This window comes from Streptomyces longispororuber (assembly GCF_014656095.1).
In the GTDB taxonomy this organism is placed as follows: domain Bacteria; phylum Actinomycetota; class Actinomycetes; order Streptomycetales; family Streptomycetaceae; genus Streptomyces; species Streptomyces longispororuber.
In genome coordinates this window covers 1-21,733 of record NZ_BNBT01000023.1, presented here as the reverse complement: position 1 = coordinate 21,733, position 21,733 = coordinate 1, and the positions used below count along the sequence as shown (strand labels likewise).

At 73.5% G+C, this 21,733-nt stretch carries 18 protein-coding genes, 3 tRNA genes and 1 pseudogene; 8 read left to right on the top strand and 14 right to left on the bottom strand.

Features of this window, described 5'->3' with window-relative positions:
• Nucleotides 1-164: 164 nt before the first annotated feature.
• The 8 genes from IE330_RS10750 to purS all read right to left on the bottom strand — a co-directional run bounded on the left by IE330_RS10750 (nt 165) and on the right by purS (nt 7,749).
• Entirely contained in the window at nt 165-983 is an 819-nt protein-coding gene (locus tag IE330_RS10750; protein ID WP_229925545.1) for an META domain-containing protein, read from the bottom strand.
• Nucleotides 984-1,361: 378 nt separating this feature from the next.
• On the bottom strand, nt 1,362-2,159 hold the full coding sequence (locus IE330_RS10745; protein ID WP_190135689.1) for a maleylpyruvate isomerase family mycothiol-dependent enzyme: 798 nt from the start codon (nt 2,157-2,159) through the stop codon (nt 1,362-1,364).
• 9 nt (nt 2,160-2,168) lie between these two features.
• On the bottom strand, nt 2,169-2,828 hold the full coding sequence (locus IE330_RS10740; RefSeq protein ID WP_190135688.1) for a TetR/AcrR family transcriptional regulator: 660 nt from the start codon (nt 2,826-2,828) through the stop codon (nt 2,169-2,171).
• Between the two features lie 46 nt (nt 2,829-2,874).
• Nucleotides 2,875-3,759 carry a M23 family metallopeptidase gene (locus IE330_RS10735; protein ID WP_190135687.1) on the bottom strand — a complete coding sequence of 295 codons (885 nt, stop codon included), beginning with the start codon at nt 3,757-3,759 and terminating at the stop codon, nt 2,875-2,877.
• A gap of 77 nt (nt 3,760-3,836) precedes the next feature.
• On the bottom strand, nt 3,837-4,337 hold the full coding sequence (locus tag IE330_RS10730) for an ArsR/SmtB family transcription factor (protein WP_190135686.1): 501 nt from the start codon (nt 4,335-4,337) through the stop codon (nt 3,837-3,839).
• A 135-nt stretch (nt 4,338-4,472) separates the two neighbouring features.
• Nucleotides 4,473-6,746 carry a phosphoribosylformylglycinamidine synthase subunit PurL gene (purL, locus tag IE330_RS10725; RefSeq protein WP_190135685.1) on the bottom strand — a complete coding sequence of 758 codons (2,274 nt, stop codon included), beginning with the start codon at nt 6,744-6,746 and terminating at the stop codon, nt 4,473-4,475.
• Entirely contained in the window at nt 6,743-7,450 is a 708-nt protein-coding gene (gene purQ, locus IE330_RS10720; RefSeq protein WP_308438996.1) for a phosphoribosylformylglycinamidine synthase subunit PurQ, read from the bottom strand. The genes purL and purQ overlap by 4 nt, the downstream gene beginning before the upstream one ends.
• A 26-nt stretch (nt 7,451-7,476) precedes the next feature.
• On the bottom strand, nt 7,477-7,749 hold the full coding sequence (purS, locus tag IE330_RS10715; protein ID WP_190135684.1) for a phosphoribosylformylglycinamidine synthase subunit PurS: 273 nt from the start codon (nt 7,747-7,749) through the stop codon (nt 7,477-7,479).
• Between the two features lie 422 nt (nt 7,750-8,171).
• Between purS and IE330_RS10710 the strand changes: the two genes are divergently transcribed.
• From IE330_RS10710 to IE330_RS10675, 8 genes are all read left to right on the top strand, one after another.
• Nucleotides 8,172-8,489 carry a histone-like nucleoid-structuring protein Lsr2 gene (locus IE330_RS10710; protein WP_190135683.1) on the top strand — a complete coding sequence of 106 codons (318 nt, stop codon included), beginning with the start codon at nt 8,172-8,174 and terminating at the stop codon, nt 8,487-8,489.
• 155 nt (nt 8,490-8,644) lie between these two features.
• Nucleotides 8,645-8,719, top strand: a tRNA-Gly gene (locus IE330_RS10705).
• A gap of 77 nt (nt 8,720-8,796) precedes the next feature.
• Nucleotides 8,797-8,872, top strand: a tRNA-Gly gene (locus IE330_RS10700).
• A gap of 142 nt (nt 8,873-9,014) precedes the next feature.
• Nucleotides 9,015-10,019, top strand: coding sequence for an ABC transporter ATP-binding protein (locus tag IE330_RS10695; protein WP_190135682.1), 1,005 nt, complete (start codon nt 9,015-9,017; stop codon nt 10,017-10,019).
• Nucleotides 10,016-10,825 carry an ABC transporter permease gene (locus IE330_RS10690; RefSeq protein WP_190135681.1) on the top strand — a complete coding sequence of 270 codons (810 nt, stop codon included), beginning with the start codon at nt 10,016-10,018 and terminating at the stop codon, nt 10,823-10,825. The genes IE330_RS10695 and IE330_RS10690 overlap by 4 nt, the downstream gene beginning before the upstream one ends.
• An 11-nt stretch (nt 10,826-10,836) precedes the next feature.
• Nucleotides 10,837-12,339, top strand: a complete 1,503-nt coding sequence (locus IE330_RS10685; protein WP_308438995.1) for a sensor histidine kinase — start codon at nt 10,837-10,839, stop codon at nt 12,337-12,339.
• Nucleotides 12,336-12,944, top strand: coding sequence for a response regulator transcription factor (locus tag IE330_RS10680; RefSeq protein ID WP_190135680.1), 609 nt, complete (start codon nt 12,336-12,338; stop codon nt 12,942-12,944). The genes IE330_RS10685 and IE330_RS10680 overlap by 4 nt, the downstream gene beginning before the upstream one ends.
• 23 nt (nt 12,945-12,967) lie before the next feature.
• Nucleotides 12,968-13,043, top strand: a tRNA-Gly gene (locus tag IE330_RS10675).
• 57 nt (nt 13,044-13,100) lie between these two features.
• Here the strand turns inward: IE330_RS10675 and IE330_RS10670 are convergent.
• The 6 genes and pseudogenes from IE330_RS10670 to IE330_RS10645 form a co-directional block, all read right to left on the bottom strand.
• Nucleotides 13,101-14,012, bottom strand: a complete 912-nt coding sequence (locus IE330_RS10670) for a phosphoribosylaminoimidazolesuccinocarboxamide synthase (RefSeq protein WP_190135679.1) — start codon at nt 14,010-14,012, stop codon at nt 13,101-13,103.
• A gap of 103 nt (nt 14,013-14,115) precedes the next feature.
• Nucleotides 14,116-15,636, bottom strand: coding sequence for a N,N-dimethylformamidase beta subunit family domain-containing protein (locus tag IE330_RS10665; protein ID WP_190135678.1), 1,521 nt, complete (start codon nt 15,634-15,636; stop codon nt 14,116-14,118).
• A gap of 235 nt (nt 15,637-15,871) precedes the next feature.
• Nucleotides 15,872-18,190 (bottom strand): hypothetical protein, encoded by a 2,319-nt coding sequence (locus IE330_RS10660; protein ID WP_190135677.1) that lies wholly within the window; start codon nt 18,188-18,190, stop codon nt 15,872-15,874.
• A gap of 240 nt (nt 18,191-18,430) precedes the next feature.
• The gene (locus tag IE330_RS10655) at nt 18,431-19,318 is read right to left on the bottom strand and encodes an ATP-grasp domain-containing protein (RefSeq protein WP_190135676.1); all 888 of its coding nucleotides are present in this window, start codon (nt 19,316-19,318) and stop codon (nt 18,431-18,433) included.
• A gap of 172 nt (nt 19,319-19,490) precedes the next feature.
• Entirely contained in the window at nt 19,491-20,744 is a 1,254-nt protein-coding gene (gene purD / locus IE330_RS10650; RefSeq protein ID WP_190135675.1) for a phosphoribosylamine--glycine ligase, read from the bottom strand.
• Nucleotides 20,745-21,054: 310 nt separating this feature from the next.
• Nucleotides 21,055-21,733: pseudogene (locus IE330_RS10645) on the bottom strand (DNA polymerase III subunit gamma and tau); the annotation flags it as partial.

Sequence of the window (21,733 nt, the reverse complement as noted above, 5' to 3'; positions counted from 1 at the left end):
CGCGGGTCGCTGCCGCGCGGTGCGGGGGGGCGGGCGGTCGCGGGTGAGGTGGCGAGCCGGGCCGCTGCCGCGCGGGGCGGTGGCCAGCCGGGGCGCTGTGGGCGGGGCGGCCACGGGTGAGGTGGCCGTGGAGGGGCCGCGGGGAGGGGCCGTGGGCGGGGGGGCTAGCGGTCCTGCTGCGCCGCGCCGGCGGTGACGACCGTGCCGTCCTGCGCGGTGAGCGTGAGGCTGTCGTCCTTGACCTCGTACCGCGCCGTGCCGTCGAAGAGCTTCAGGAGGTCGCGCTCGGTCTTCGCCTTGGCTCCCTGACACAGCATCCGGGTCGTCTTCGGCGTCCCGAAGACGATCTTCCCGTCGCGCGGCTCGGCCTTGGCGGTGACGTCGTTGCAGCCGAGGTTGCCGCGCACCGTGCCGTCCTTGCCGAAGACCAGGCGGGCCTTGCCCGCGACCTGCTTGGGCAGGGGGCGCGCGGTGTCGTCGCGGCCCACGGAGTCCACGGTCCAGGTGGTGCCCTGGAGCGGGGGCTCGGGGATCGCCGGGCCGGAGGTGAGGGCGATCGTGTCGCCCTGGGCGTTGGTGAGGGTGAGCCGGTCGTCGGCCACGTCGGCCTTGAGCTTGCCGTCCAGGGTGCGGGCGAGGCTCTGCTCGAAGTCGAGGTCGTCGCAGGCCATCTGCGTGTGGACGCCGGGCTTGAAGCGGACGGTGTCGCCCCGCACGGAGACGTCGGCGCCGTAGCCGTTGCAGCCGAAGTGGCCGCCGGCGCCGCCCTTGCCGCCGAGCCGGACGTAGGTGCCGCTCGGGGCCTGCTGTTTCTTGCCGTCGACGGTGAGGCTCTCGATGTTCCAGCGCACACCGGTGAGGCGTGCGCCGGAGCCGTCGGATCCGGAGTCCCGCCGGGAACCGTCGGCCGCGCCGGAGCCGGACTCCGAACCGCAGGCGGCGAGCAGACCGGCGGCGGCGAGGACGGTGAGGGTCTGGGTCACGCGCTGCTTGTACATGCCATTGTGACGGGGCGCCCCGCGGTCCGGTTCCCTCGCCCGAGCCGGTCCGGTCGGCCTCGCACGAGCCGGTCCGGTCGGCCTCGCACGAGCCGGTCCGGTCGGCCTCGCACGAGCCGGTCCGGTCGGCCTCGCCCGAGCCGGTCCGGTCGGCCTCGCGCGTGCCGCCCTGACGCCCGCACGCGTGCCGGTCCTGTTCCCTCGCGCGTGCCGGTCCTGTTCTCTCGTACGAGCCGGACCCGTTGGCCTCACGCGAGCCGGTCCGGGACCTCCGGTCGTGCCGGTCCGGAACCTCCGCGGTCGTGCCGGTCCGGGACCTCCGCGGTCGTGCCGGTCGCGGGCGCCCGCCCGGCTCCGCCCCGCTCAGGACATGAGCGGCAGCAGCCCCTCCAGGTCCGCCCGTTCGCCGCTCGCGGTGACCCGGGCCGCGGCCAGCTCCGCGCGCCACGTCGTGCGGCCCGTCGCGAGCCGGATCCAGGTCAGCGGGTCGGTCTCGACGACGTTCGGCGGGGTGCCGCGGGTGTGCCGGGGCCCCTCCACGCACTGCACCACGGCGTACGGCGGAACGCGGACCTCCACCGCGCCGCCGGGGGCCTTGAGGGCCAGCGTGTCGGCGAGCAGCCGGGTGCACGCGGCCAGGGCCTGGCGGTCGTGGGGGACGTCGAGGCCGGGCACGGCGTCGTTCAGGTCGTCGGTGTGCACGACGAGCTCGACGGTGCGCGTGACCAGGAAGTCGGCGAGGGTCATGCCGCCGAAGCGCATCCGGACGAGGCGGGTGGGGGGCACGCCGGGCAGCGCCTGCCCGAGCCGGTCGGCGGCCTGCCCGAACAGCGCGTCGAGGTCCGCGCCCCCGGCCACGATGGTGCGTACGTCCTCGTCGACCTGGTCCGCGGCCGCCGACGTCCGGAACGCCCAGTTCTGCAGGGTGACATCGGCCTCCGCGGGCTCGGGCGCGTCCAGCGCGCGGGCGACCGCGCCGAGCGACATCGTCAGGTGCGCGGCCAGCTCGCGCACGGTCCAGTCACCGAGCCGGGTCGGGCGCCCGAGCTGCTCGTCCGAGAGGCCCGCTACGGCTTCCCGCACGGTCGTGAACTGCGTGAGGACGGCGGTGCGGATCTTCGTCGGATCGTAGGCGCGCACGCGCTTCTTGGCCGGTGGCATGGGGGGAGCCTAAGCCTTGACCGCGTAGTCGCTGAGGCCTTTTTCCAGCAGGTCGAAGGCGGCGCGGGCGAGCCGGTCGGCGTCCGCGGCGATCCGCTCCGTCGGCTCGCCCGCCGTGCGGCGGCGCATGACGTCCGCGCAGACGGCGTTGCGTACGCCGATGAGCTGGGCGGCGGCGACCTGGGCGAGCACCTGTTCACCGGTCTCCTCGGCGAGCACGTCGGCGAGCAGGCTCTGGCCGCGCACCTGGAGGTCGTGCGCGCGCTTGATCAGGACGGGCGTCTCCAGGACGAGGCGCAGGGTCTCCAGCGCCCGCCGGTCGTCGCTGAGGCCGACGGCCGGGGAGCGCTCGGCGATCAGGCCGAGCAGGTCGCGGCGCAGGGCGTCGACGGCGGACTCGCCGGGGGCGCGGTCCCGCACCGCTCGGGCGGCGTCGGCGAGGTGCTCCTCCATCGGCCGCAGGACCAGGTCCTCCTTGGTGCCGAAGTAGTTGAAGACGGTCATCTTCGACACGTCGGCGGCCGCGGCGATCTCGGCGACGGACACCTTGTCGAAGCCGCGCTCGACGAAGAGGTCCACCGCGGCCTGCCAGATCCGCTGGGTGGTCTGCCGCTTCTTTCGCTCGCGCAGTCCCGGCCGGCGGGCCTGGGGGCCCTCAGCGGCGGCCATGCGTGTCTCTCCGAGCTGCCATGCCCGCATTGTACGAGGATGAATTTTAATCCCGGCTGAAAGTTGTACCAGGACCACCTTTGGTCGGGGCGGTCTGCTCGCGCCCGTCCGCGGGACTCTCGCCCGCGACCGTGAACTCCTCCTTGTTCGCGGGCACCCCCACGCCGCGCCACCGGAACGGAACCCCGCGCGCCGCCTCCAGGTCGGGACCGTCCATGAGCTGGAAGTGCAGGTGCGGCTCGGAGGAGTTGCCGGAGTTGCCGCAGCGGCCGATGACCTGGCCCGCGCGCACCCGGTCGCCGGGGCGCACGGTGAGTGACCCGCGCTGGAGGTGCGCGTACGCGGCGTACGTACCGCCCCCGAGGTCGAGGATCACGTGGTTGCCGAAGACCCGGTGCGCCCCGGCGAGGCCGCGCACGTCCCCCTCGACGAACATCAGGTACAGCACCCCCACCAGGGAGCTGCGGCTGAGGTGGTCGCGCTGGCCGTCCTCGGCGTGCACGACGGTGGCGTCGGCGACGGCCAGGAGGTCCGCGCCGAAGGCCGGGTAGCGGTCGCTGCGGCGGGCGAGCGGCCACAGCCAGGAGAACCCCGGACGGGGGCGCTCCTCGTCCTCGGCCGTGATGTCGATGGCGTACGTCTGGCCGTAGCCGTGGGTGCCGTGGCTCGGGACGCGGTCGGCCGGGCTGTTCAGGGCCGACCAGCGGCCCGTGACCGGCGGCAGCACCTCGACGGGCTCGCGCGGGTCGGCGCCGATGTCATGGCGCGCGGAGCGGCCGGCCGTGATCCCCGCGACCCACGAGAGCACCAGCGGCGTGAAGATCAGCCACCACGCGAAGGGGTAGTCGACGAAGAGGCAGCCGACGACGAGCCCGAAGAAGACGAGGACCAGCAGACGCCGCAGGACCGCGCACAGCTTGCGTATCACCATGGGGTTCTCCTCGGTCGAAAGTCGAACGTGACGGTCAGGACACGCGGTGCCCGGCGGCCCGGCGGGACCCGTGCCGGTCAGGGCGTCGCCGCCGACAGCGCCACCAGGAGCGGCACCACCCGGCCCCCCGGCACCTCGTGGCGCCCGCGCCCGGTGGTGTGCAGCCAGCCCGCGGCGGTCAGTTGGCGCAGGTGGTGGTAGATCTGCCCGGTCGTGCCGACGTCGTCGAGCGCGGCGAGCTCGGCGGCGGTGCGACGGCCGCCGAGGATCTCGCGGAGCAGCCGGAGCCGCACCGGGTGCCCGAGGGCCGCGAACGACTCGGCCGCGGTCGCCAGGTCCGTCGCGAGCACGTCCTCGGTCACCTGGCCGTACTGCCAGTCGTACCGCTGCCCGGTCGAGAGCCGTACCGCGCCGGTGAACAGCACGCCTCCGTCGGCCGCGCGGATGTCCGCGAGCTGCGCCTTCCAGCCGTCGAGCGCCCAGAAGTCCCCCTCGCCGACGGCGGGTCCCGGCCGGTCCGCGCCTTCGAGTGCGGCGACGCGGCGCTCCAGTTCGGCGACGCGCTCCTCAAGATCCATGACTACAACTTACGTAATTACGTAATCACGCGTCAAGGAGCGCCCTCGTCCGGGAACGGCAGAGGCCCCGTCCGCGTACGGACGGGGCCTCTGTCTGCTCGCCCGCGGAACGCCGCGGGCGTGGCCGGAGCGGGGTCAGCCGAAGAGCGCCGGGATGGTCTCCGTGTGCGCGGCCCGCAGCTCGTCGAGGCCCAGGGAGAACTGGCCCTGCACCTCCACGGCGTCCCCGTCCACGACACCGATGCGCGTGGCGGGCAGGCCCCGCGCCGCGCACATGTCGGTGAACCGCAGCTCCTCGCTGCGCGGCACGGCCACGACCGCCCGGCCCGCCGACTCGGAGAACAGGAACGTGAACGCGTCACCCGTGGCGGAGCCGTCGGTGGCGAGCGCCTCGGGCACGACGAGCCGCGCGCCGGTCCCGCCACGCAGGCAGGACTCCACGACCGCCTGGATCAGGCCGCCGTCGGACAAGTCGTGCGCGGCGTCGATCATGCCGTCGCGCGAGGCCGAGATGAGGATCTCGGCGAGCAGCCGCTCCCGCTCCAGGTCCACCTTCGGCGGGAGCCCGCCGAGGTGGTCGTGGACGACCTGCGCCCAGGCCGAGCCGCCGAACTCCTCCCGCGTGTCGCCGAGCAAGTAGAGGAGCTGGCCCTCCTCCGTGAAGGCGATCGGCGTACGGCGCGTGACATCGTCGATGACGCCGAGCACGGCCACCACCGGCGTGGGGTGGATCGCCGTCTCGCCGGTCTGGTTGTACAGCGAGACGTTGCCGCCGGTCACCGGGGTGCCCAGCGCCAGGCAGCCGTCCGCGAGGCCGCGGGTGGCCTCGGCGAACTGCCACATCACCGCCGGGTCCTCGGGCGAGCCGAAGTTCAGGCAGTTGGAGATGGCCAGCGGCTTGGCGCCGGAGGCCGCGACGTTGCGGTACGACTCGGCGAGCGCGAGCTGCGCGCCCGCGTACGGGTCGAGCTTCGCGTACCGGCCGTTGCCGTCCGTGGCCATCGCGACGCCGAGGTTCGTCTCCTCGTCGACGCGGACCATGCCGGCGTCCTCGGGCTGCGCGAGCACCGTGTTGCCCTGTACGAAGCGGTCGTACTGGTCGGTGATCCACGCCTTGGAGGCCTGGTTCGGGGACGCCACGACCTGCAGGACCTGGTCCCGCAGCGCCTCGGCGGTGGCGGGCCGGGGCAGCGCGCCCGCGTCGTCGGCCTGGAGGGCGTCCTGCCAGGACGGGCGCTCGTACGGCCGGTGGTAGACGGGGCCCTCGTGGGCGACGGTGCGCGGCGGCACGTCGACGATCTGCTCGCCGTGCCAGAAGATCTCCAGGCGCTCGCCGTCCGTCACCTCGCCGATGACGGTCGCGATGACGTCCCACTTCTCGCAGATCTCCAGGAACCGGCCGACCTTGTCCGGCTCGACGATCGCGCACATGCGCTCCTGCGACTCGCTCATGAGGATCTCCTCGGGCGAGAGCGAGGAGTCGCGCAGCGGGACGGTGTCCAGCTCCACGCGCATGCCGCCGGAACCGGCCGAGGCCAGCTCGCTGGTGGCGCAGGACAGGCCCGCGCCGCCGAGGTCCTGGATGCCCGCGACCAGGTTCTCCCGGAAGATCTCCAGGGTGCACTCGATGAGGAGCTTCTCCTGGAAGGGGTCGCCGACCTGGACGGCGGGGCGGCGCGAGGGGCCGGTGGAGTCGAAGGTCTCCGACGCGAGGACGGAGACGCCGCCGATGCCGTCGCCGCCGGTGCGGGCGCCGTACAGGATGACCTTGTTGCCCGGTCCCGACGCCTTCGCGAGGTGGATGTCCTCGTGCTTCATGACGCCGATGCAGCCGGCGTTGACCAGCGGGTTGCCCTGGTAGCAGGGGTCGAAGACGACCTCGCCGCCGATGTTGGGCAGGCCCAGGCAGTTGCCGTAGCCGCCGATGCCCGCGACCACGCCCGGCAGGACGCGCTTGGTGTCGGGGTGGTCGGCCGCGCCGAAGCGCAGCGGGTCCACGACCGCGACCGGGCGCGCGCCCATGGCGAGGATGTCGCGCACGATGCCGCCGACGCCGGTCGCTGCGCCCTGGTACGGCTCGATGTACGACGGGTGGTTGTGCGACTCGACCTTGAAGGTGACGGCGTAGCCCTGGCCGACGTCGACGACGCCCGCGTTCTCCCCGATGCCGACGAGCATGGCGTCGTTTTCGGGGACCTTCTCGCCGAACTGCTTCAGATGCACCTTGCTGCTCTTGTACGAGCAGTGCTCGGACCACATGACGGAGTACATGGCGAGCTCGGCGCCGGTCGGGCGGCGGCCGAGGATCTCGCGGATGCGGGCGTACTCGTCCTCCTTGAGGCCGAGTTCCTTCCAGGGCTGCGCGGCCTCGGGGGTCTCCGTCGCGTGCTTGACGGTGTCGAGGGTCATCGGGCGTCCACCAGCTTCTTCAGGATCGAGGTGAAGAATCCCAGGCCGTCCGTGCGGCCGGTCCCGACCAGCGGCTCCACCGCGTGCTCCGGGTGCGGCATGAGGCCGACGACGTTGCCCGCCTCGTTCGTGATGCCCGCGATGTCGCGCAGCGAGCCGTTCGGGTTCATGTCCAGGTAGCGGAAGACGACGCGGCCCTCGGCCTCCAGCATGTCGAGGGTGCGCTCGTCGGCGACGTAGCGGCCGTCGATGTTCTTCAGCGGGATGGAGATCTCCTGGCCCACCGCGTAGTCGGCCGTCCAGGCGGTCCTGTCCGTCTCGACCCGCAGCTTCTGGTCCCGGCAGATGAAGTGCAGGTGGTTGTTGCGCAGCATCGCGCCGGGCAGCAGGTGCGCCTCGGTCAGGAGCTGGAAGCCGTTGCAGATCCCGAGGACCGGCATGCCCGCCCCGGCCTGGTCGATGACCGACTCCATGACCGGCGAGAACCGGGAGATGGCCCCGGCCCGCAGATAGTCGCCGTAGGAGAAACCGCCGGGCAGCACCACGGCGTCGACCTGCTTGAGGTCCTTGTCGCGGTGCCACAGCTCCACCGGCTCGGCACCCGCCAGGCGCACCGCGCGCTGCGTGTCGCGGTCGTCGAGGGTCCCCGGAAAAGTGACGACTCCGATCCGAATGTTCCCGCGGCCCGAAGGGCCTCCGTCCAGGGTGGTGGCGGGAGACGGGAGGGCCGTCACTTCTGCGCCCCCACCGTGCTGTCCTCCACCTTTACGACGAAGTCCTCGATCACCGTGTTGGCGAGGAAGGTTTCCGCCATCTCGTGGATACGGGCGAGCGCGGCGTCGTCCACCGGCCCGTCCACTTCGAGTTCGAAGCGCTTTCCCTGACGTACATCGGAGATGCCCTGGAATCCGAGGCGCGGCAGTGCACGCTGCACCGCCTGTCCCTGGGGGTCGAGGATCTCCGGCTTGAGCATGACGTCGACTACGACGCGTGCCACTGGCACTCCCGGTGTGTGGTGCTTGCGTGTGCTGCTTGCGTGTGCTGAGCAGGTTCCTTCAGACTACCTGTACAAAATTTCTACTCGCGTAGATATGGAGAAACATACGTGACGGCAGTCACGTCGTTCCGGGGATGTGCTGGTCACCGGGGTGCCGCCCCGGGGACGTCCGCGAAAAATCCTGGAAAAGATCACAGCGCACCATTGCGCCGGGCGCCCCGCCCCGGTCACTCTGCTGACAAGCGGGCCGGGCCGTTTTACCCTCGGCCGGCCGCCGGAACACGCGGTGGGTTTTCGCCGACTTCCCCCTGCAATGCCGAGCACTGTACAAAGGAATTGGCTATAGCCGATACTTTGTCCAAAACTGCCGGACAGTCGGCATCACCCCATGTCATATGCGGTGGCGTCGCACGAAAGGACCGATATTCGTGGCGCAGCGTGTCGTGGTCACTCTCTATGACGACATCGACGGCTCAGAAGCGGCGGAAACGGTCGTCTTCGGTCTCGACGGGAAGTCGTACGAGATCGACCTCAACGAAACCAATGCCGAGGAACTCCGCAAGGCCCTGGACCCGTACCTCCAGGCGGCCCGCAAGAAGTCGAAGTCCGGCAAGGTCTACCGGCACACGGCGGTGACGCCGGACCCGGCGGCCGTACGCGCCTGGGCCCGCTCCCGCCGCCTGGACGTGCCGCCCCGGGGGCGCATCCCGAAGAGCGTGTACGAGGCCTTCGAGGCGGCGAACTGACGGCCGCGGGCCCGTGGGCCGACGGCCGCGAGGCCGCGAACTGACGGGCTCCGCAGGGGTGCTGTGCAGCCGACTTGCGCAGCACCCCCGCTGATCAGCTAAAGTCTGGAGCACGCCGAGGGGCGAGGCCGAAAGGCCGAACCCCACAGCAGCGTGCGGGTGTAGTTCAGTAGTAGAACATCCCCCTTCCAGGGGGAAGGCGCAGTGTGCGATCCCTGTCACCCGCTCCACACCAGAGGACCGGTCACCCATTCGGGTACGGTAAGCTGGTGCTCGCACCGATCGGTGGAAGCCGGTCGGGGGCAATGCGAACGTAGCTCAGTTGGTAGAGCGCAACCTTGCCAAGGTTGAGGTCGCGAGTTCGAACCTCGTCGTTCGCTCCATGAAGAAGCCCGGTGCCACAGGCGCCGGGCTTCTCGCTGTTCCGGGGCGGGGGTCCGGGGGCGGGACGCGTCTGACATTTGTCATGGGTGCCGATGACAGGCCGCACTGCCGGGGCGGCCCCGCCCGTACGACGCTGGAACCATGACTGAGCAAGTGATCGACGTCGACGGCCTGCGGCGCACTTACGCGGGCGGCTTCGAAGCGGTCCGGGGGATCTCGTTCACCGTCGCCCGGGGCGAGCTGTTCGCCCTCCTGGGGACGAACGGCGCGGGCAAGACCTCCACCGTCGAGGTCCTCGAAGGCCTGACCGCCCCCGCCGCCGGGCACGTCCGCGTCCTCGGCCACGACCCGTACCGCGAACGGAACGAGGTGCGGCCGCGCATCGGCATGATGCTCCAGGAAGGCGGCTTCCCGTCCGAGCTGACCGTCACCGAGACGGCGCGCATGTGGGCCGGGTGCACCAGCGGGGCGCGGCCCGTCGGCGACGCGCTGGAGGCCGTCGGCCTCGGCAGGCGCGGCGGCACCCGCGTGAAGCAGCTCTCCGGCGGCGAGAAGCGGCGGCTCGACCTCGCGATGGCGCTCATCGGCGACCCCGAGGTGCTCTTCCTCGACGAACCCACCACCGGTCTCGACGCCGAAGGCCGCCGCGAGACCTGGGAGTTGGTGCGCGCCCTGCGGGAGCGGGGCACGACCGTGCTCCTCACCACGCACTACCTGGAGGAGGCCGAGCAGCTCGCCGACCGCCTCGCCATCCTGCACGAGGGCCGGATCGCCGCCGCCGGGACCGTCGCCGACGTCGTCGCCACACAGCCCTCGCGGATCTCCTTCGAACTCCCCGACGGCTACTTCCTCGGCGACCTGCCGCCGCTCGCCGCCCTCGGCGTCACCGGCCACGAACTGACGGGCCGTACGGTACGGCTGCGGACCGACACCCTCCAGCGCTCCGCGACCGAACTGCTGCTCTGGGCCCGGCGGAACGGGGTCGAACTGCGCGGGCTCGACATCCGCGCGGCGACGCTGGAGGAGGCGTTCCTGCGGATCGCGCGGGAGATGGCGGGGACGGAGGGCACGTCCGGTGGCCACGGGGCCTCGGGTGCGCACAGGGCCTCCGGCACCGGCGAGGTTCTCGAGAAGGAGACGGCATGAGCACCATGACCTCGGCCCCGGCCGCGGCGCGGCAGGCCCCGCGCACCACCCCCGCCCAGCGGATGCTGGCCCTCGCGCGGGCCGAGCTGACCCTGCTCGGCCGCAGCAAGGGCACGCTGGTGATGGCGCTGTTCGTGCCGCTCGTGATGCCGTTCAGCGTGCGGGCCGGCGCCTCGGAGATGGACCTGGAGGGCACCGGCCTGTCCGTCGGCTCGGTCGTGCTGCCCGGCGCGATCGGCTTCTCTCTGCTCTTCGCCGTGTACTCGGCGCTGGTGAACGTGTACGCGGCCCGGCGCGAGGAGCTCGTCCTCAAGCGGCTGCGCACCGGCGAACTGCGGGACGCGGAGATCCTCGCCGGTGCCGCGCTGCCGTCCGTGGCCGTCGGCCTCCTCCAGTCCGTCCTCCTCGCCGCGGGCTGCGTGGCGCTGCTCGACGTCGGCGCCCCGGAAGCGCCGCACTACGCCGTGCTCGGGCTCCTGCTCGGCCTCGCCCTGTGGCCCGTCCTCGCGGCCGCGACGGCGAGCTTCAGCCGCAGCGTGGAGAACGCGCAGGTCGCGGCCATGCCACTGCTGCTCCTTTCGTTCTTCGGATCCGGCACGATGGTCCCGCTGGAAGTCATGCCGGACCGGGTCGCCGCCGTCTGCGAGCTGCTGCCGCTGACCCCCGTCGTCGAGCTGATACGCGGTGGCTGGACCGGTGACCTGTCGGCCGCCGACGCACTGGGCGCGCTCGCCGTCACGGTGGCCTGGATCGGCGTCGGCGTGTTTGCTGTACGACGGTGGTTCCGCTGGGAACCGCGGCGCTGAGGAGGGACGACGTGGTGGTCGGGGTGGTGGGCCGGATGCGTGCCGTGCAGCGCCGCTGGCACGGGCGGAGCAAGATCGAGCGGGTCGAGTTCCAGTCCGTGGTGATGTGGCACGCCCTGCCCTGGATGCTCTACCTGAGCTGGGGCACGCTGCCGCTCGGTCTGAACCTGCGGCCCGACCTGCCGGCGCAGGTGCTCGGCTGGGCGATGATCGTGACCGCCGCCGCGCAGTGCGTCCACGTGAACCGCGGCGTGCGCCGGGCGCTCGACCACTACCTGGGGCGCGGCCCGTACCCCGCGCGCGACGTGAGTGTGTCCCGCGCCCTCCTGGTGGTCATGTTCGCCCTCGCCTTCGCGCTCCAGGCCGTCGACGGCGTCAAGGACGACATGATCGGCTTCGCCGTGGCCTTCATGGTCGTACCGCACTGCGTGGCGCTCGGCTTCCTGGTGCCGCTGCGCGGCTTCGCCGCCCGCTTCCTGCTCATCGAGGCGGTGACCCTGGCCGGTTTCGCCGCCGCCGGCGTGCACGACGGGCGGCTGCTCGTGCTCGCCGCGCTCGTCGCGTTCGGCGCCGGTGTCGCCCTGCTCAGTACGCGGTGCAGTGCCTGGACGCTCTCGGTGATGTGGGAGGCCGACCGGGCCCGCGAGGTGGAGGCCCGCCTCGCCGTCGCCGAGGAGCGCCTGCGCTTCGGCCGCGACCTGCACGACGTGATGGGGCGCAACCTCGCCGTCATCGCCCTCAAGAGCGAGCTGGCCGCGCAGTTGGCCCGGCGCGGGCGGCCCGAGGCGGTGGACCAGATGGTCGAGGTGCAGCGCATCGCCCAGCAGTCGCAGCGGGAGATCCGGGAGGTCGTCCGCGGCTACCGCGAGGCCGAGCTCGGAGTCGAACTCGCCGGGGCCCACGGCGTCCTGGAGGCCGCCGGCATCACCTGCCGGGTCACCGGGGAGCCCACCGGACTGCCGCCCGCGGCACAGTCGGCCCTCGGCTGGGTGGTGCGGGAGGGCACCACGAACGTGCTGCGCCACGGCGACGCCCAGCACTGCGCCATCACCGTGTCCCTCACCGCCGGGCAGGCGACGCTGACCATAGAGAACGACGGGGTGCCGGAGGGCCGCGCGACCACCCGCGGCACCGGCCTCGCCGGACTGCGCGAGCGCCTGGCCGCCGTGGGCGGCACGCTGGAGCACTCCGCCGCCGACGGCCGGTTCCGCGTCACCGCGCGCGTCCCGGTACCGGGGCCCGGCGAGGCGCGCCCGGCCGAGGAGGACACCTCGGCGGAGGCGGCGCCCCCGCCCGGGGCCGGGAAGGCGTACCGCTCCCGCGCGGGGCGCGCGTCCGCGGCCGTACGGGGCCGTACGGCCGGTGCGGGACCGCGGTGGCGCCGCGGGAGGCCCCTCGAAACCCTGGAAGCCGTCGAGCCTGGGGAAACCATCGAGCCTGTGGAGAACGTCGACTTCGTGGAAGCCGTGGACGCCGTGGAAGCCGTGGAGCCCTCCGAGGTGAAGGCCTCGTGACCGTGCGTGTGCTGCTCGCCGACGACGAGCACCTGATCCGCGGCGCCCTCGCCGCCCTGCTCCGGCTGGAGGACGACCTCACCGTCGTCGCCGAGGCCGCGTCCGGCCCCGAGGCGCTCGCCATGGCGCGCGCCCACCGGCCCGACGTGGCGGTGCTCGACCTCCAGATGCCGGGGGCCGACGGTGTGAGTGTGGCCACATCGCTGCGGCGGGAACTCCCCGACTGCCAGGTGATGATCGTGACCAGCCACGGCCGCCCCGGGCACCTCAAGCGGGCCCTCGCGGTCGGCGTGCGCGGCTTCGTGCCGAAGACGGTCAGCGCCCAGCAGCTCGCCGAGATCATCCGGACCGTGCACGGCGGACGGCGCTACGTGGACCAGGAGTTGGCGGCCGACGCGATCTCCGCGGGCGACTCCCCGCTGACCGCCCGCGAGGCGGAGGTGCTCGAACTCGCCGCCGACGGCGCGCCGATCGCGGAGATCGCGGAGCGCGCCTCGCTGTCCCAGGGAACGGTCCGCAACTACCTCTCCTCGGCGGTCACCAAGACCGGGGCGGAGAACCGGCACGCGGCGGTGCGTCTCGCACGCGAGCGAGGTTGGGTATAGTAGCTATCGCGCTTCGGCGCAGCGCGGACGTAGCTCAGTTGGTAGAGCGCAACCTTGCCAAGGTTGAGGTCGCCAGTTCGAACCTGGTCGTCCGCTCCATCGAAGAAGCCCCCCGGTTCCCGGAACCGGGGGGCTTCTCCGTGCTCCGGCCGCCCGCTACCAGGCGGTCCCGGTGAGCCGCTCGTACGCCTCGACGTACTTGGCGCGTGTGGCGTCCACCACGTCCCGCGGCAGCGGCGGTGGCGGCTGCTCGCTCGCGCGGTCCCAGCCGGAGGCGGGCGAGGTGAGCCAGTCGCGGACGTACTGCTTGTCGAAGGACGGCTGGGCGTGGCCCGGCTCCCAGACGTCGGCGGGCCAGAAGCGGGACGAGTCCGGGGTGAGCACCTCGTCGGCGAGGACCAGGCCCGCCTCCCCGCCGCCGTCGGCGGTCAGGCCGAACTCGAACTTCGTGTCCGCGAGGATCAGCCCCCGCTCCCGCGCGATGTCCCGGGCCCTGCTGTACACGGCCAGCGTCGTCTGCCGGAGCTGGGCCGCCGTCTCGGCGCCGACCTGGCGGGCCACCTCCTCGTACGACACGTTCTCGTCGTGCTCGCCGACCTCCGCCTTCGTGGCGGGCGTGAAGATCGGGGCGGGCAGCTCGGAGCCGTCCACGAGGCCCTCGGGGAGGGCGAGCCCGCAGACGGTACGGGTCTCCTGGTACTCGGCGAGGCCGGAGCCCGTCAGATAGCCGCGCGCGACGCACTCGACCGGGACCATCTCCAGGCGCCGGCAGACGAGGGTGCGGCCCTCCCAGTCGGCGGGGGCGCCGGGCGGCAGCTCCGTGGAGAGCACGTGGTTCGGTGCCAGGTCGGCGAGCTGGTCGAACCACCACAGGGAGAGCTGCGTGAGTACGCGGCCCTTGTCGGGGATCTCCGTGGGCAGCACCCAGTCGTAGGCGGAGATGCGGTCGCTCGCCACCATGACGAGGTCGCCCGCCTCGTTCTGGTACAGCTCGCGCACCTTGCCGGTGTGCAGATGCACCAAACCCGGAACCTGGATCGGTTCAGGCTTTTCGACGAATCCGGACACGGTTCCTCCCCGTGGTTCTGTCTGAGTGCTCCGATTCTCCCGTATGCGGAGGATGGTCTTGGCCAAGGGTCGGCCGGAGCGCCCGGGGTGGGCCCCCATCGGCTCAGTCGCGCTTGCAGATGCGGTCCAGGAGGTTGGCCGTGGCGCGCTGCACGCGGGCGTCGACGTGGCCGGGCCGGTCGAGCGCCGGGGACCAGGCGAAGGTGCCCGAGGCGAAGACGAGCGCCCCGGACGGGGCCCGGTACAGCGACGTCTCCTGGTGCCGGACGGTGCCCTCGCCGTCCTCGTACGGCGAGTGGGCGAGCAGGATGCGGTCCTGGTGCTCGGGCAGCGCCGTGCGCGGGAAGTAGCGGTCGGCCTCGCCCGCGACCAGGCCCGGGATCCCGTCGCCCTCGTGCGCGCCGGTCGCCTCCCACAGCCAGTGGTCGGCGTTGCGGACGATCAGCGGGTGCGGCTCGGGCACGCGGCCCGCGTACTGGATGCCCATGAGCTGCTGCTCCGGTACGTCGACCTCGCGCCACAGCGCGGCCTTGCCGGGCCCCCGGCGTTTTCGGCAGGTCAGCAGCCGGTCCGGGACGCCCGAGGGGGACGGGCCCAACTCCACCTGCCAGTACATGGTGTTGGCCGACAGGAAGACCAGGGACGTGCCGCTCTCCCGGGCCAGCTCGGTGGTGCGGCGCATCGCCGGGGACCAGTACTCGTCGTGGCCGGGGAAGACCAGGCCCCGGTAGCGGGTGGAGTCGATGCGGCCCGCGTGCAGGTCGCGGGCGTCGGCGTAGGCGAGGTCGTAGCCGTACCGCTCGGCCCAGCGGATGAAGTCGTAGGCGTGGCCGACGTGCAGCGGCAGTCCCGCGCCCGCGTACGGCCGGTCGAAGGAGACCGTGACCGCGGCCTCGCTCTCGCCGAGGAGTCTGCCGTGCTCGTCCCAGGCGTGGTACAGGCTCGCGCCGGTGCGGCCGTCCTCCGGGTAGAGGTTGTACGCCTGCCAGGTGATGTCCGGCAGCACCACGAGCAGGTCGGCGGAGGGGGCGTGGCCCAACTCGCCCTGGACCAGGCTGTCGCGCACGGTGAACGGCACGTGCGAGCGGTAGCCGTCGACGGTGGTGAGGACGGCGACGTACGCGCCGATGTTCCAGTACGAGGGGATCTGGAGCCGCCAGGACAGCCACCAGTGGTGACACGAGACGGTGCGGTCGGCGGTGAGCGGCGAGGGCTGCACGATGCCGGACAGGCGCGGGCTCGTGGTGATCTTCGCCGCGCCGTCGCCGCCGTAGTGGCCGATGCGGTAGATGTCCACGCTGAACTGCTGCGGCGGGTCGACGGTGATGTGGAAGTCGATCGCCTCGCCCGGAGCGGCGGCGCCGGTGCCCGTGAACCCTTTGATCTGCCGGCGCACGTCGTCGGCGGTCCGCGGGCCGCCGCCGGTACGCGCCGCGGGGACGTGCCCCGGCCGGGTGGCGCCGGGCGCCGGGGCGTGGTCCACGTACCAGGGGACGACCTGGCCCGTGTCGTCGAAGTAGTGCTCCGCGCCCCGGAGCCAGGGCAGCGGGCCCTGGCCGAAGGGGTCGGTCACGGCGTGGGCGAGGGCGCCCGACTCCCAGCGGCGGATCGGCTCCGGTCCCATGCGTAGATCCCCTCCCTCGCTCCCCCGAGCCTGTTCTCCGCCGCTGCGTGGTCGTTGGCCCGGTGCCGGTGCGGAGGCGGAGCCCCCGCGGTGCCGCGGCGGTCTTTCCCTTTCCCGGTCCCAGCACATCACATTACGCACGCGGCCCGTTACCGTTCGTCGTGAATTCGCAAGACCGGAACGCCGCCCTTCCGGTACGGCCCGGGGGCCGGTGGGCGCACTGGGGGGTGGGGCCTCACACGAGGCGCAGGGGTTTCTCCGGGCGGACACCCTGCTCCGCGAGCCAGGCGCGGAGGGGCCCGGGGTCGCCCTCCTCGACCAGGGTCAGGACCCGGGGCGTGAGGTCGGCCGCGCGCTCACCCCCTATGAGCAGGGACGGACCGTCCAGCCAGTCGAGGCCCGGCACCGCGCCTGCCGTGTCTATGGCCGCGCAGCACACCAGCGCCGAGACGTGGTCGGCGAGCAGCTCCCGGCCGGTGCGGGGCGGCTGGAGCGGGAAGAGGGGCAGCGCCCCGTCGTCCCAGAGCGCACCGTCCGGCGAGGGCCCGGTGGCCACGGGCCGGGCGGGGGCGGCGGCCTCCTCGCGGGCCAGCTCGGCACTGAGGCCTGCGGCGAGCAGACTGCCGGGGCCTTCGGGGTGGTCGTCTTCGGTGTCTTCGGCGTCCTCGGTGGCTTCGGTGGTTTCGGCGTCCTCGACGGCTTCGGGGTCTTGGGCGTGTTGGGCGTGTCGGGCGTACCCACCGTCCGCGTCGTGCGCGCCGTATGCGCCGCTGCCTCCGCCGACCGTGCCGTGCACGCTGTCCGCGCCGCCGTGCACGCTGTCCGGACCGCATACGCCGTCCGCACCGTCCCCGTCCAGGCCGTATGCGCCGTCCGGACCGTCAACGCCGTCAACGCCGCGCATGCTTGCCCTGCTGTCCGCGTTGACCGGGTTGACCGTCTTGACCGGGCTGCCTGTGTTGACGGCGTCGGGCGCGTTGACCGCGCTCCCGCTCCCACCGTGGACGTCGTAGGCGCCGGACGCCACCTCGTCGTAGGGGGCGGCTCCCGCGCCGTGGGGGTCGGGCTCGCGCTCGGCCGCAGTCTCCGGGACGGTCACCGCCGCCGCCGGGTCGGTCAGGTGGTCGAGGACGCGGCCGAGGGTCGGGCCCTCGGGGTCGGGTGCCTCGGGGTCAAAGGAGCGGCTGACGCCGAGCGAGTCGAGCACGCGGTGCAGCCGGGCGGCGTCCATGCGCCACTTGCGGTCGACGACCTCGTCCGGGTACTCCTGCCAGGCCACCGGGGCCCAGCCCGGACCGGCCTCGGCGGGGCCTCCGTGGAACAGCCGGGCGGCGAGCAGCGAGGCCGCCTCGTCCACCGCGCCGGGCTCCTCAAGGAGGTCGCAGGCGGGCCGCTCGCCGAGGCGCGAGGCGAACCCGTCGGCCAGGCGGTCCCTGCGGGAGAGCTCGGTGAGCGCGGAGACCACGCCCGCGTCGAGCCGCGAGGGCCAGCGGCCCATGCGCCAGGCGGGCAGCGCCACCCGGGTCAGGAGCCGGTCCCAGCCCGCGTACGCCAGACCCACCTGCTCCTGGGCCACGATCCGGGCGCCGTAGTCCACCGTCTGGGCGCGCTCGGCGGCGGCCGCGGCGACGCCGCGCTCCATCTCCGCCGCGTGCGTACGGCAGCTCCGCAGCAGCAGCCGCGCCACCCGGCCGACCCCGCCGAGGACGGTGCGCGCCACGGGCCCGCGGCCGGGCACCACGGCGACCGCGACGGCCGCGTCCAGACCGCGTACGAAGCGGCGGGCGGCCGCTATGTCCGGGTGGGCCGAGGGGCCCGTGCCCGCCACCACCGGGGCGAGGACCGCCCGCAGCTCGCCGACCCGCATCCACCACAGGAAGGGCGAGCCGATGACGAGCACCGGGGCCGCGGGGGCCGCGCGCCGGGCGCCGCGTCCGCCGCGTATCCGCCCGGGGTCCGGGTCGCCGAGGGCCTCGGCGGCTGTCGGCGACGCGGACGACCGCGCCGACCCCGGCCCGGAGGACCCGGACGGTTCGGCCGACGCCGCGGAGGTCGCGTTGCCCGCCGACCTCGACGCCGACCCCGACGCCGACCCCGACGACCCCTTCGACCCCGACGACCGGCGGCGCCGGCACGCGTCGTGGCCCGGGTGCGTGCGGTCCTCCAGCCAACTGTCGCAGTCCGGGGTGAGCGCTATGGCGGAGGGCGCGGGCACGTCCAGGCGGTCGGCGAGGTCCCGCACCAGGCGGTACAGGTCCGGCGCCGCGGCCTCCGTGATCGGGACCGTCGGGCTCAGGGCGGGTCTGGCGCGGGCCACCACCAGGGCGACGACCGCGGCGGCGCCGAGGACGACCACCGCGAGGACCGTGACGGCCCAGCGGACGGCGGCCCAGCCGGCGCCCTGCACATGGCCCGTCGCCGTGGCGGCCAGCAGCACGACGGCGACGGCCGCGGGCAGCAGGGCGACGGCCAGCGCCCTGCCGCGAATACGCAGCACCGCCAGAGCCCGGGAGCGCGCGGCCCGCGCGCCCGCCTCCTCACCCATTCCTGACACGACCGAAGACACCCCCTTGCTGCCTACAGCCCGGCCGTCGGCCGGAGCCGGCGGCGGCGCACGTCGTTGGCGTTGCTCACTCCCCCACTGTGGCACCCGCCACTGACATCGCAATGCCGGTGGGCTGTTTGGCTGCCGGGTGCCTGAACCCCTGCGCCGCACCCTAGTTGGGACGTGGGGCACCGTCAGCCGGATGGCCGAGCGGTCACTCGATGGAATGGCTTTGGGTAAAGGTGACCGTCAGGTTCCGGCCGCGAGGAAGCGCCGGAGCGAGGCCGTCAGGTTCTCCGCGAAGGCCTGCTGTTCCGGGGCGTCCAGGGCCTCCAGGGACAGGTACGGGTTGAGGTCCTCCAGCTCGACCAGAAGCAGCCGCCCGTCCGGCGCCCGGCAGGCGTCGACCCGCTGAATGCCATGGGAAAGGGTGTTCCAGGCGATGAAGCGCCGCGCGAAGTCCAGGTCCTCGGCCGTCGGGGCGTAGGGCTCCAGGTGCCAGCGCCGCTCCGGCCGGGGCGCGTAGAGCGCGTACTGGAAGGCGTCGTCGACGAAGTAGAAGGACACCTCGTGGCGGAAGTCGATCCGGGGCTGCGCGAGGAGCCCGCCGTGCTCGCGGAAGTCCAGGCGTGCCAGGTCCGCGCGGCTGACGATCCGCAGCCCGATGGAGTCCGCGCCGAACTCCGGCTTGATCACGTAGGCCGCGGCCTCGGGCAGCCGGCCGAGGTCCTCCGGGCGGTCGACGGTCGGGATGACCGGCAGGCCCGCGGCCGTCAGCTCGACGAGGTAGCGCTTGCCCGCCATGTCGGCGCGGCCGGTGAGCGGGTTGTAGACGCGTACGCCGTCGCGCAGCGCGCGGCTGCGGAAGGCGTCGTACGCCTCCTGGTAGTGGATGACGGGCCCGCTGTTGCGTACGACGACCAGGTCGAAGCCGTCCATCAGCGCGGCCGCGTCCAGCGGGTGGCACAGCGCGACGTCGAAGTCCTCGCGCAGCCGCGCGGACAGGTGGATGTCCTCGTCGCAGTAGCGCCGGCCGCGGGCCTCGTAGACGAGGTCGGTGACGTACAGCAGACGGGGACGGCCGGGGCGGCTGTGACTCAGAGGACGGCTGGGATGTGTGGGACCGCTGGGATGCATGGGACCACTGGGACGACTGGAGGCCATGACGTCACGTTACGTGAGGTCATGGCCTCGGAAGCCGGGGGAACGACGCACAGGGGCGCCGAGCAGCGGTCGTGGGCGACGGTCGTGGGCGACGGTCGTGGACGGCGCGGTCGTGGGCGGCGGCCCCGGGCAGCGAGGCCCGCGCTCAGAGCCCGCGGGCCGCCTTCTCGGCGATGTCCGTCCGGTGCTGGGAGCCGTCGAGGCGGATGCGGGCCACGGCCGCGTACGCGCGCTCACGGGCCTCGGCCAGGTCGGACCCGGTGGCCGTCACGGACAGCACGCGGCCGCCCGCGCTGACGACCGCGTCGCCCTCGCGCCTGGTCCCCGCGTGCAGGACGTACGCGTGCGGGGCGTCCCGGTCCGCCACCTCGTCGAGCCCCTCGACGGGGTCGCCGGTGCGCGGGGTGCCGGGGTAGTTGTGCGAGGCGACGACGACGGTGACGGCCGCGTCGTCGCTCCAGCGCAGCGGCGGCAGGTCGGCGAGCGTGCCGTTGGCGGCGGCGAGCAGGGCGCCCGCGAGCGGGGTCTTGAGCCGGGCCAGGACGACCTGCGTCTCGGGGTCGCCGAAGCGGGCGTTGAACTCGATGACGCGGACGCCCCTGCTGGTGATCGCAAGACCCGCGTACAGCAGGCCGGAGAACGGCGTTCCGCGGCGGCGCAGTTCGTCGACGGTCGGCTGGAGGACCGTCTCCAGGACCTCGTCGACGAGCTTGGGGTCGGCCCACGGCAGCGGCGAGTAGGCGCCCATGCCGCCGGTGTTGGGGCCCTCGTCGCCGTCGAGCGCGCGCTTGAAGTCCTGGGCGGGGCGCAGCGGGACGACGGTCTCGCCGTCGGTGACGGCGAACAGCGACACCTCCGGGCCGTCGAGGAACTCCTCGATGACGACGCGGCCGCAGGCGCGGGCGTGCGCCCTGGCCTCCTCGACGTCGCCCGTGACGACGACGCCCTTGCCCGCGGCGAGGCCGTCGTCCTTGACGACGTACGGCGCGCCGAAGGCGTCGAGGGCCTCGTCGATCTCCTCGTCCGTCGTGCAGACGTACGAACGCGCGGTGGGGACCCCGGCGCCCGCCATCACGTCCTTGGCGAACGCCTTGGAGCCCTCCAGGCGCGCGGCCTCCCGGGACGGCCCGAAGCACGGGATGCCCGCCTCCCGCACGGCGTCGGCGACACCGGCGACGAGGGGCGCCTCCGGCCCCACGACGACGAGGTCCGCCGCCAGCGCGCGGGCGAGGCCCGTCACGGCGGCACCGTCGAGGGCGTCGACCTGGTGCAGCTCGGCGACCTCCGCGATGCCGGCGTTGCCGGGCGCGCAGTGCAGGGCGGTGACCGCGGGGTCGAGGGACAGGGAGCGGCACAGGGCGTGTTCGCGGGCACCGCTGCCGATGACGAGGACCTTCACGGGGGTCAGCCTAGCCCGGCCGGGCGGGGGGCTTTGGTCGGGTGTCCGAGGTGGGGGGTGGGCGGGGTTTGTACGTTCGTACGGGCTCCTGCGGGGCGGGCCTGCGCGGGGCGCCCCACTGTGCCCATCAGCGCGCTCCGCGCCTCGTCCTCAAACGCCGGACGGGCTCAAACTCTCCAGCGCCGCCCGGCGAAGAATTCAGCCCGTCCGGCGTTTGAGGACGAGCGCGCCAGCGCGATCTCGGGGGTCCAGGGGGCGGAGCCCCCTGGTTACGGGAAAGGGGCGGGTCTGGGGCGCCCCCCCGCGAGGGCTAGTCGTTCGGGTACTCCTCGACCACCGTCGCCCCCAGCTCCCGCACGATCAGCTCATGCCCGGACAGGGCCGAGTCGACCAGGTCCGGGTCGTCGTCCTCGGGGATGTCGTCCTCGGGCGCGATGTGCTCAGGAGCACGGTGCTGCGGCACCGGCGCCGGGGCGGCGGCAGGCTGCGGGGCGGGCCGGGCAGCGGCCTGTGGCGCCGGGGGTGCCTGGGGGGCGGGCCGAGCCGGGGCCGGGGCGCCGTACCCGCCGCCGGCGGAGCCGCCGAAGCCGCCACCCGCACCGCCACTCGCACCACCGCCGCCGAACCCGCTCGCCGCGGGCGGAGGCGCGGACCCCCCGGACGGGTCGATGATCGCCTCGATCTTCCACTGCACACCGAACTGCTCGGACAGCGCCTGGCGCAGCACGTCCTCGCTGCCGCTGCCGGAGAAGTTGTCCCGGGCCCCCGCGTTGACGAAGCCGAGCTGGAGCGTGGTGCCGTCGAACCCCGCCACCTGGGCGTTCTGGCTGAGCAGGATCCAGGTGAAGCGGCGGCGGTTCTTGACGGCCTCGAGGATGTTCGGCCAGAGGGCGCGCGGGTCCAGCCCACCGGCGGGGGCGGGCGCGGCGATCTGCGGGGCCGGGGCGGCCTGGGCCTGGGGCGCCGGCCGGCTCGCGGCAGGCGCGGGC

Excerpts from the sequence above, each read along its gene's own strand:
- IE330_RS10695 (WP_190135682.1), top strand. The coding sequence starts at position 9,015 with ATGACTGAGCAAGTGATCGACGTCGACGGCCTGCGGCGCACTTACGCG.
- IE330_RS10745 (WP_190135689.1), bottom strand. The coding sequence starts at position 2,159 with ATGCCACCGGCCAAGAAGCGCGTGCGCGCCTACGATCCGACGAAGATC.
- IE330_RS10730 (WP_190135686.1), bottom strand. The coding sequence starts at position 4,337 with ATGGATCTTGAGGAGCGCGTCGCCGAACTGGAGCGCCGCGTCGCCGCA.
- purL (WP_190135685.1), bottom strand. The coding sequence starts at position 6,746 with ATGACCCTCGACACCGTCAAGCACGCGACGGAGACCCCCGAGGCCGCG.
- IE330_RS10655 (WP_190135676.1), bottom strand. The coding sequence starts at position 19,318 with ATGCATCCCAGCGGTCCCACACATCCCAGCCGTCCTCTGAGTCACAGC.
- IE330_RS10740 (WP_190135688.1), bottom strand. The coding sequence starts at position 2,828 with ATGGCCGCCGCTGAGGGCCCCCAGGCCCGCCGGCCGGGACTGCGCGAG.
- IE330_RS10690 (WP_190135681.1), top strand. The coding sequence starts at position 10,016 with ATGAGCACCATGACCTCGGCCCCGGCCGCGGCGCGGCAGGCCCCGCGC.
- IE330_RS10735 (WP_190135687.1), bottom strand. The coding sequence starts at position 3,759 with ATGGTGATACGCAAGCTGTGCGCGGTCCTGCGGCGTCTGCTGGTCCTC.
- IE330_RS10665 (WP_190135678.1), bottom strand. The coding sequence starts at position 15,636 with ATGGGACCGGAGCCGATCCGCCGCTGGGAGTCGGGCGCCCTCGCCCAC.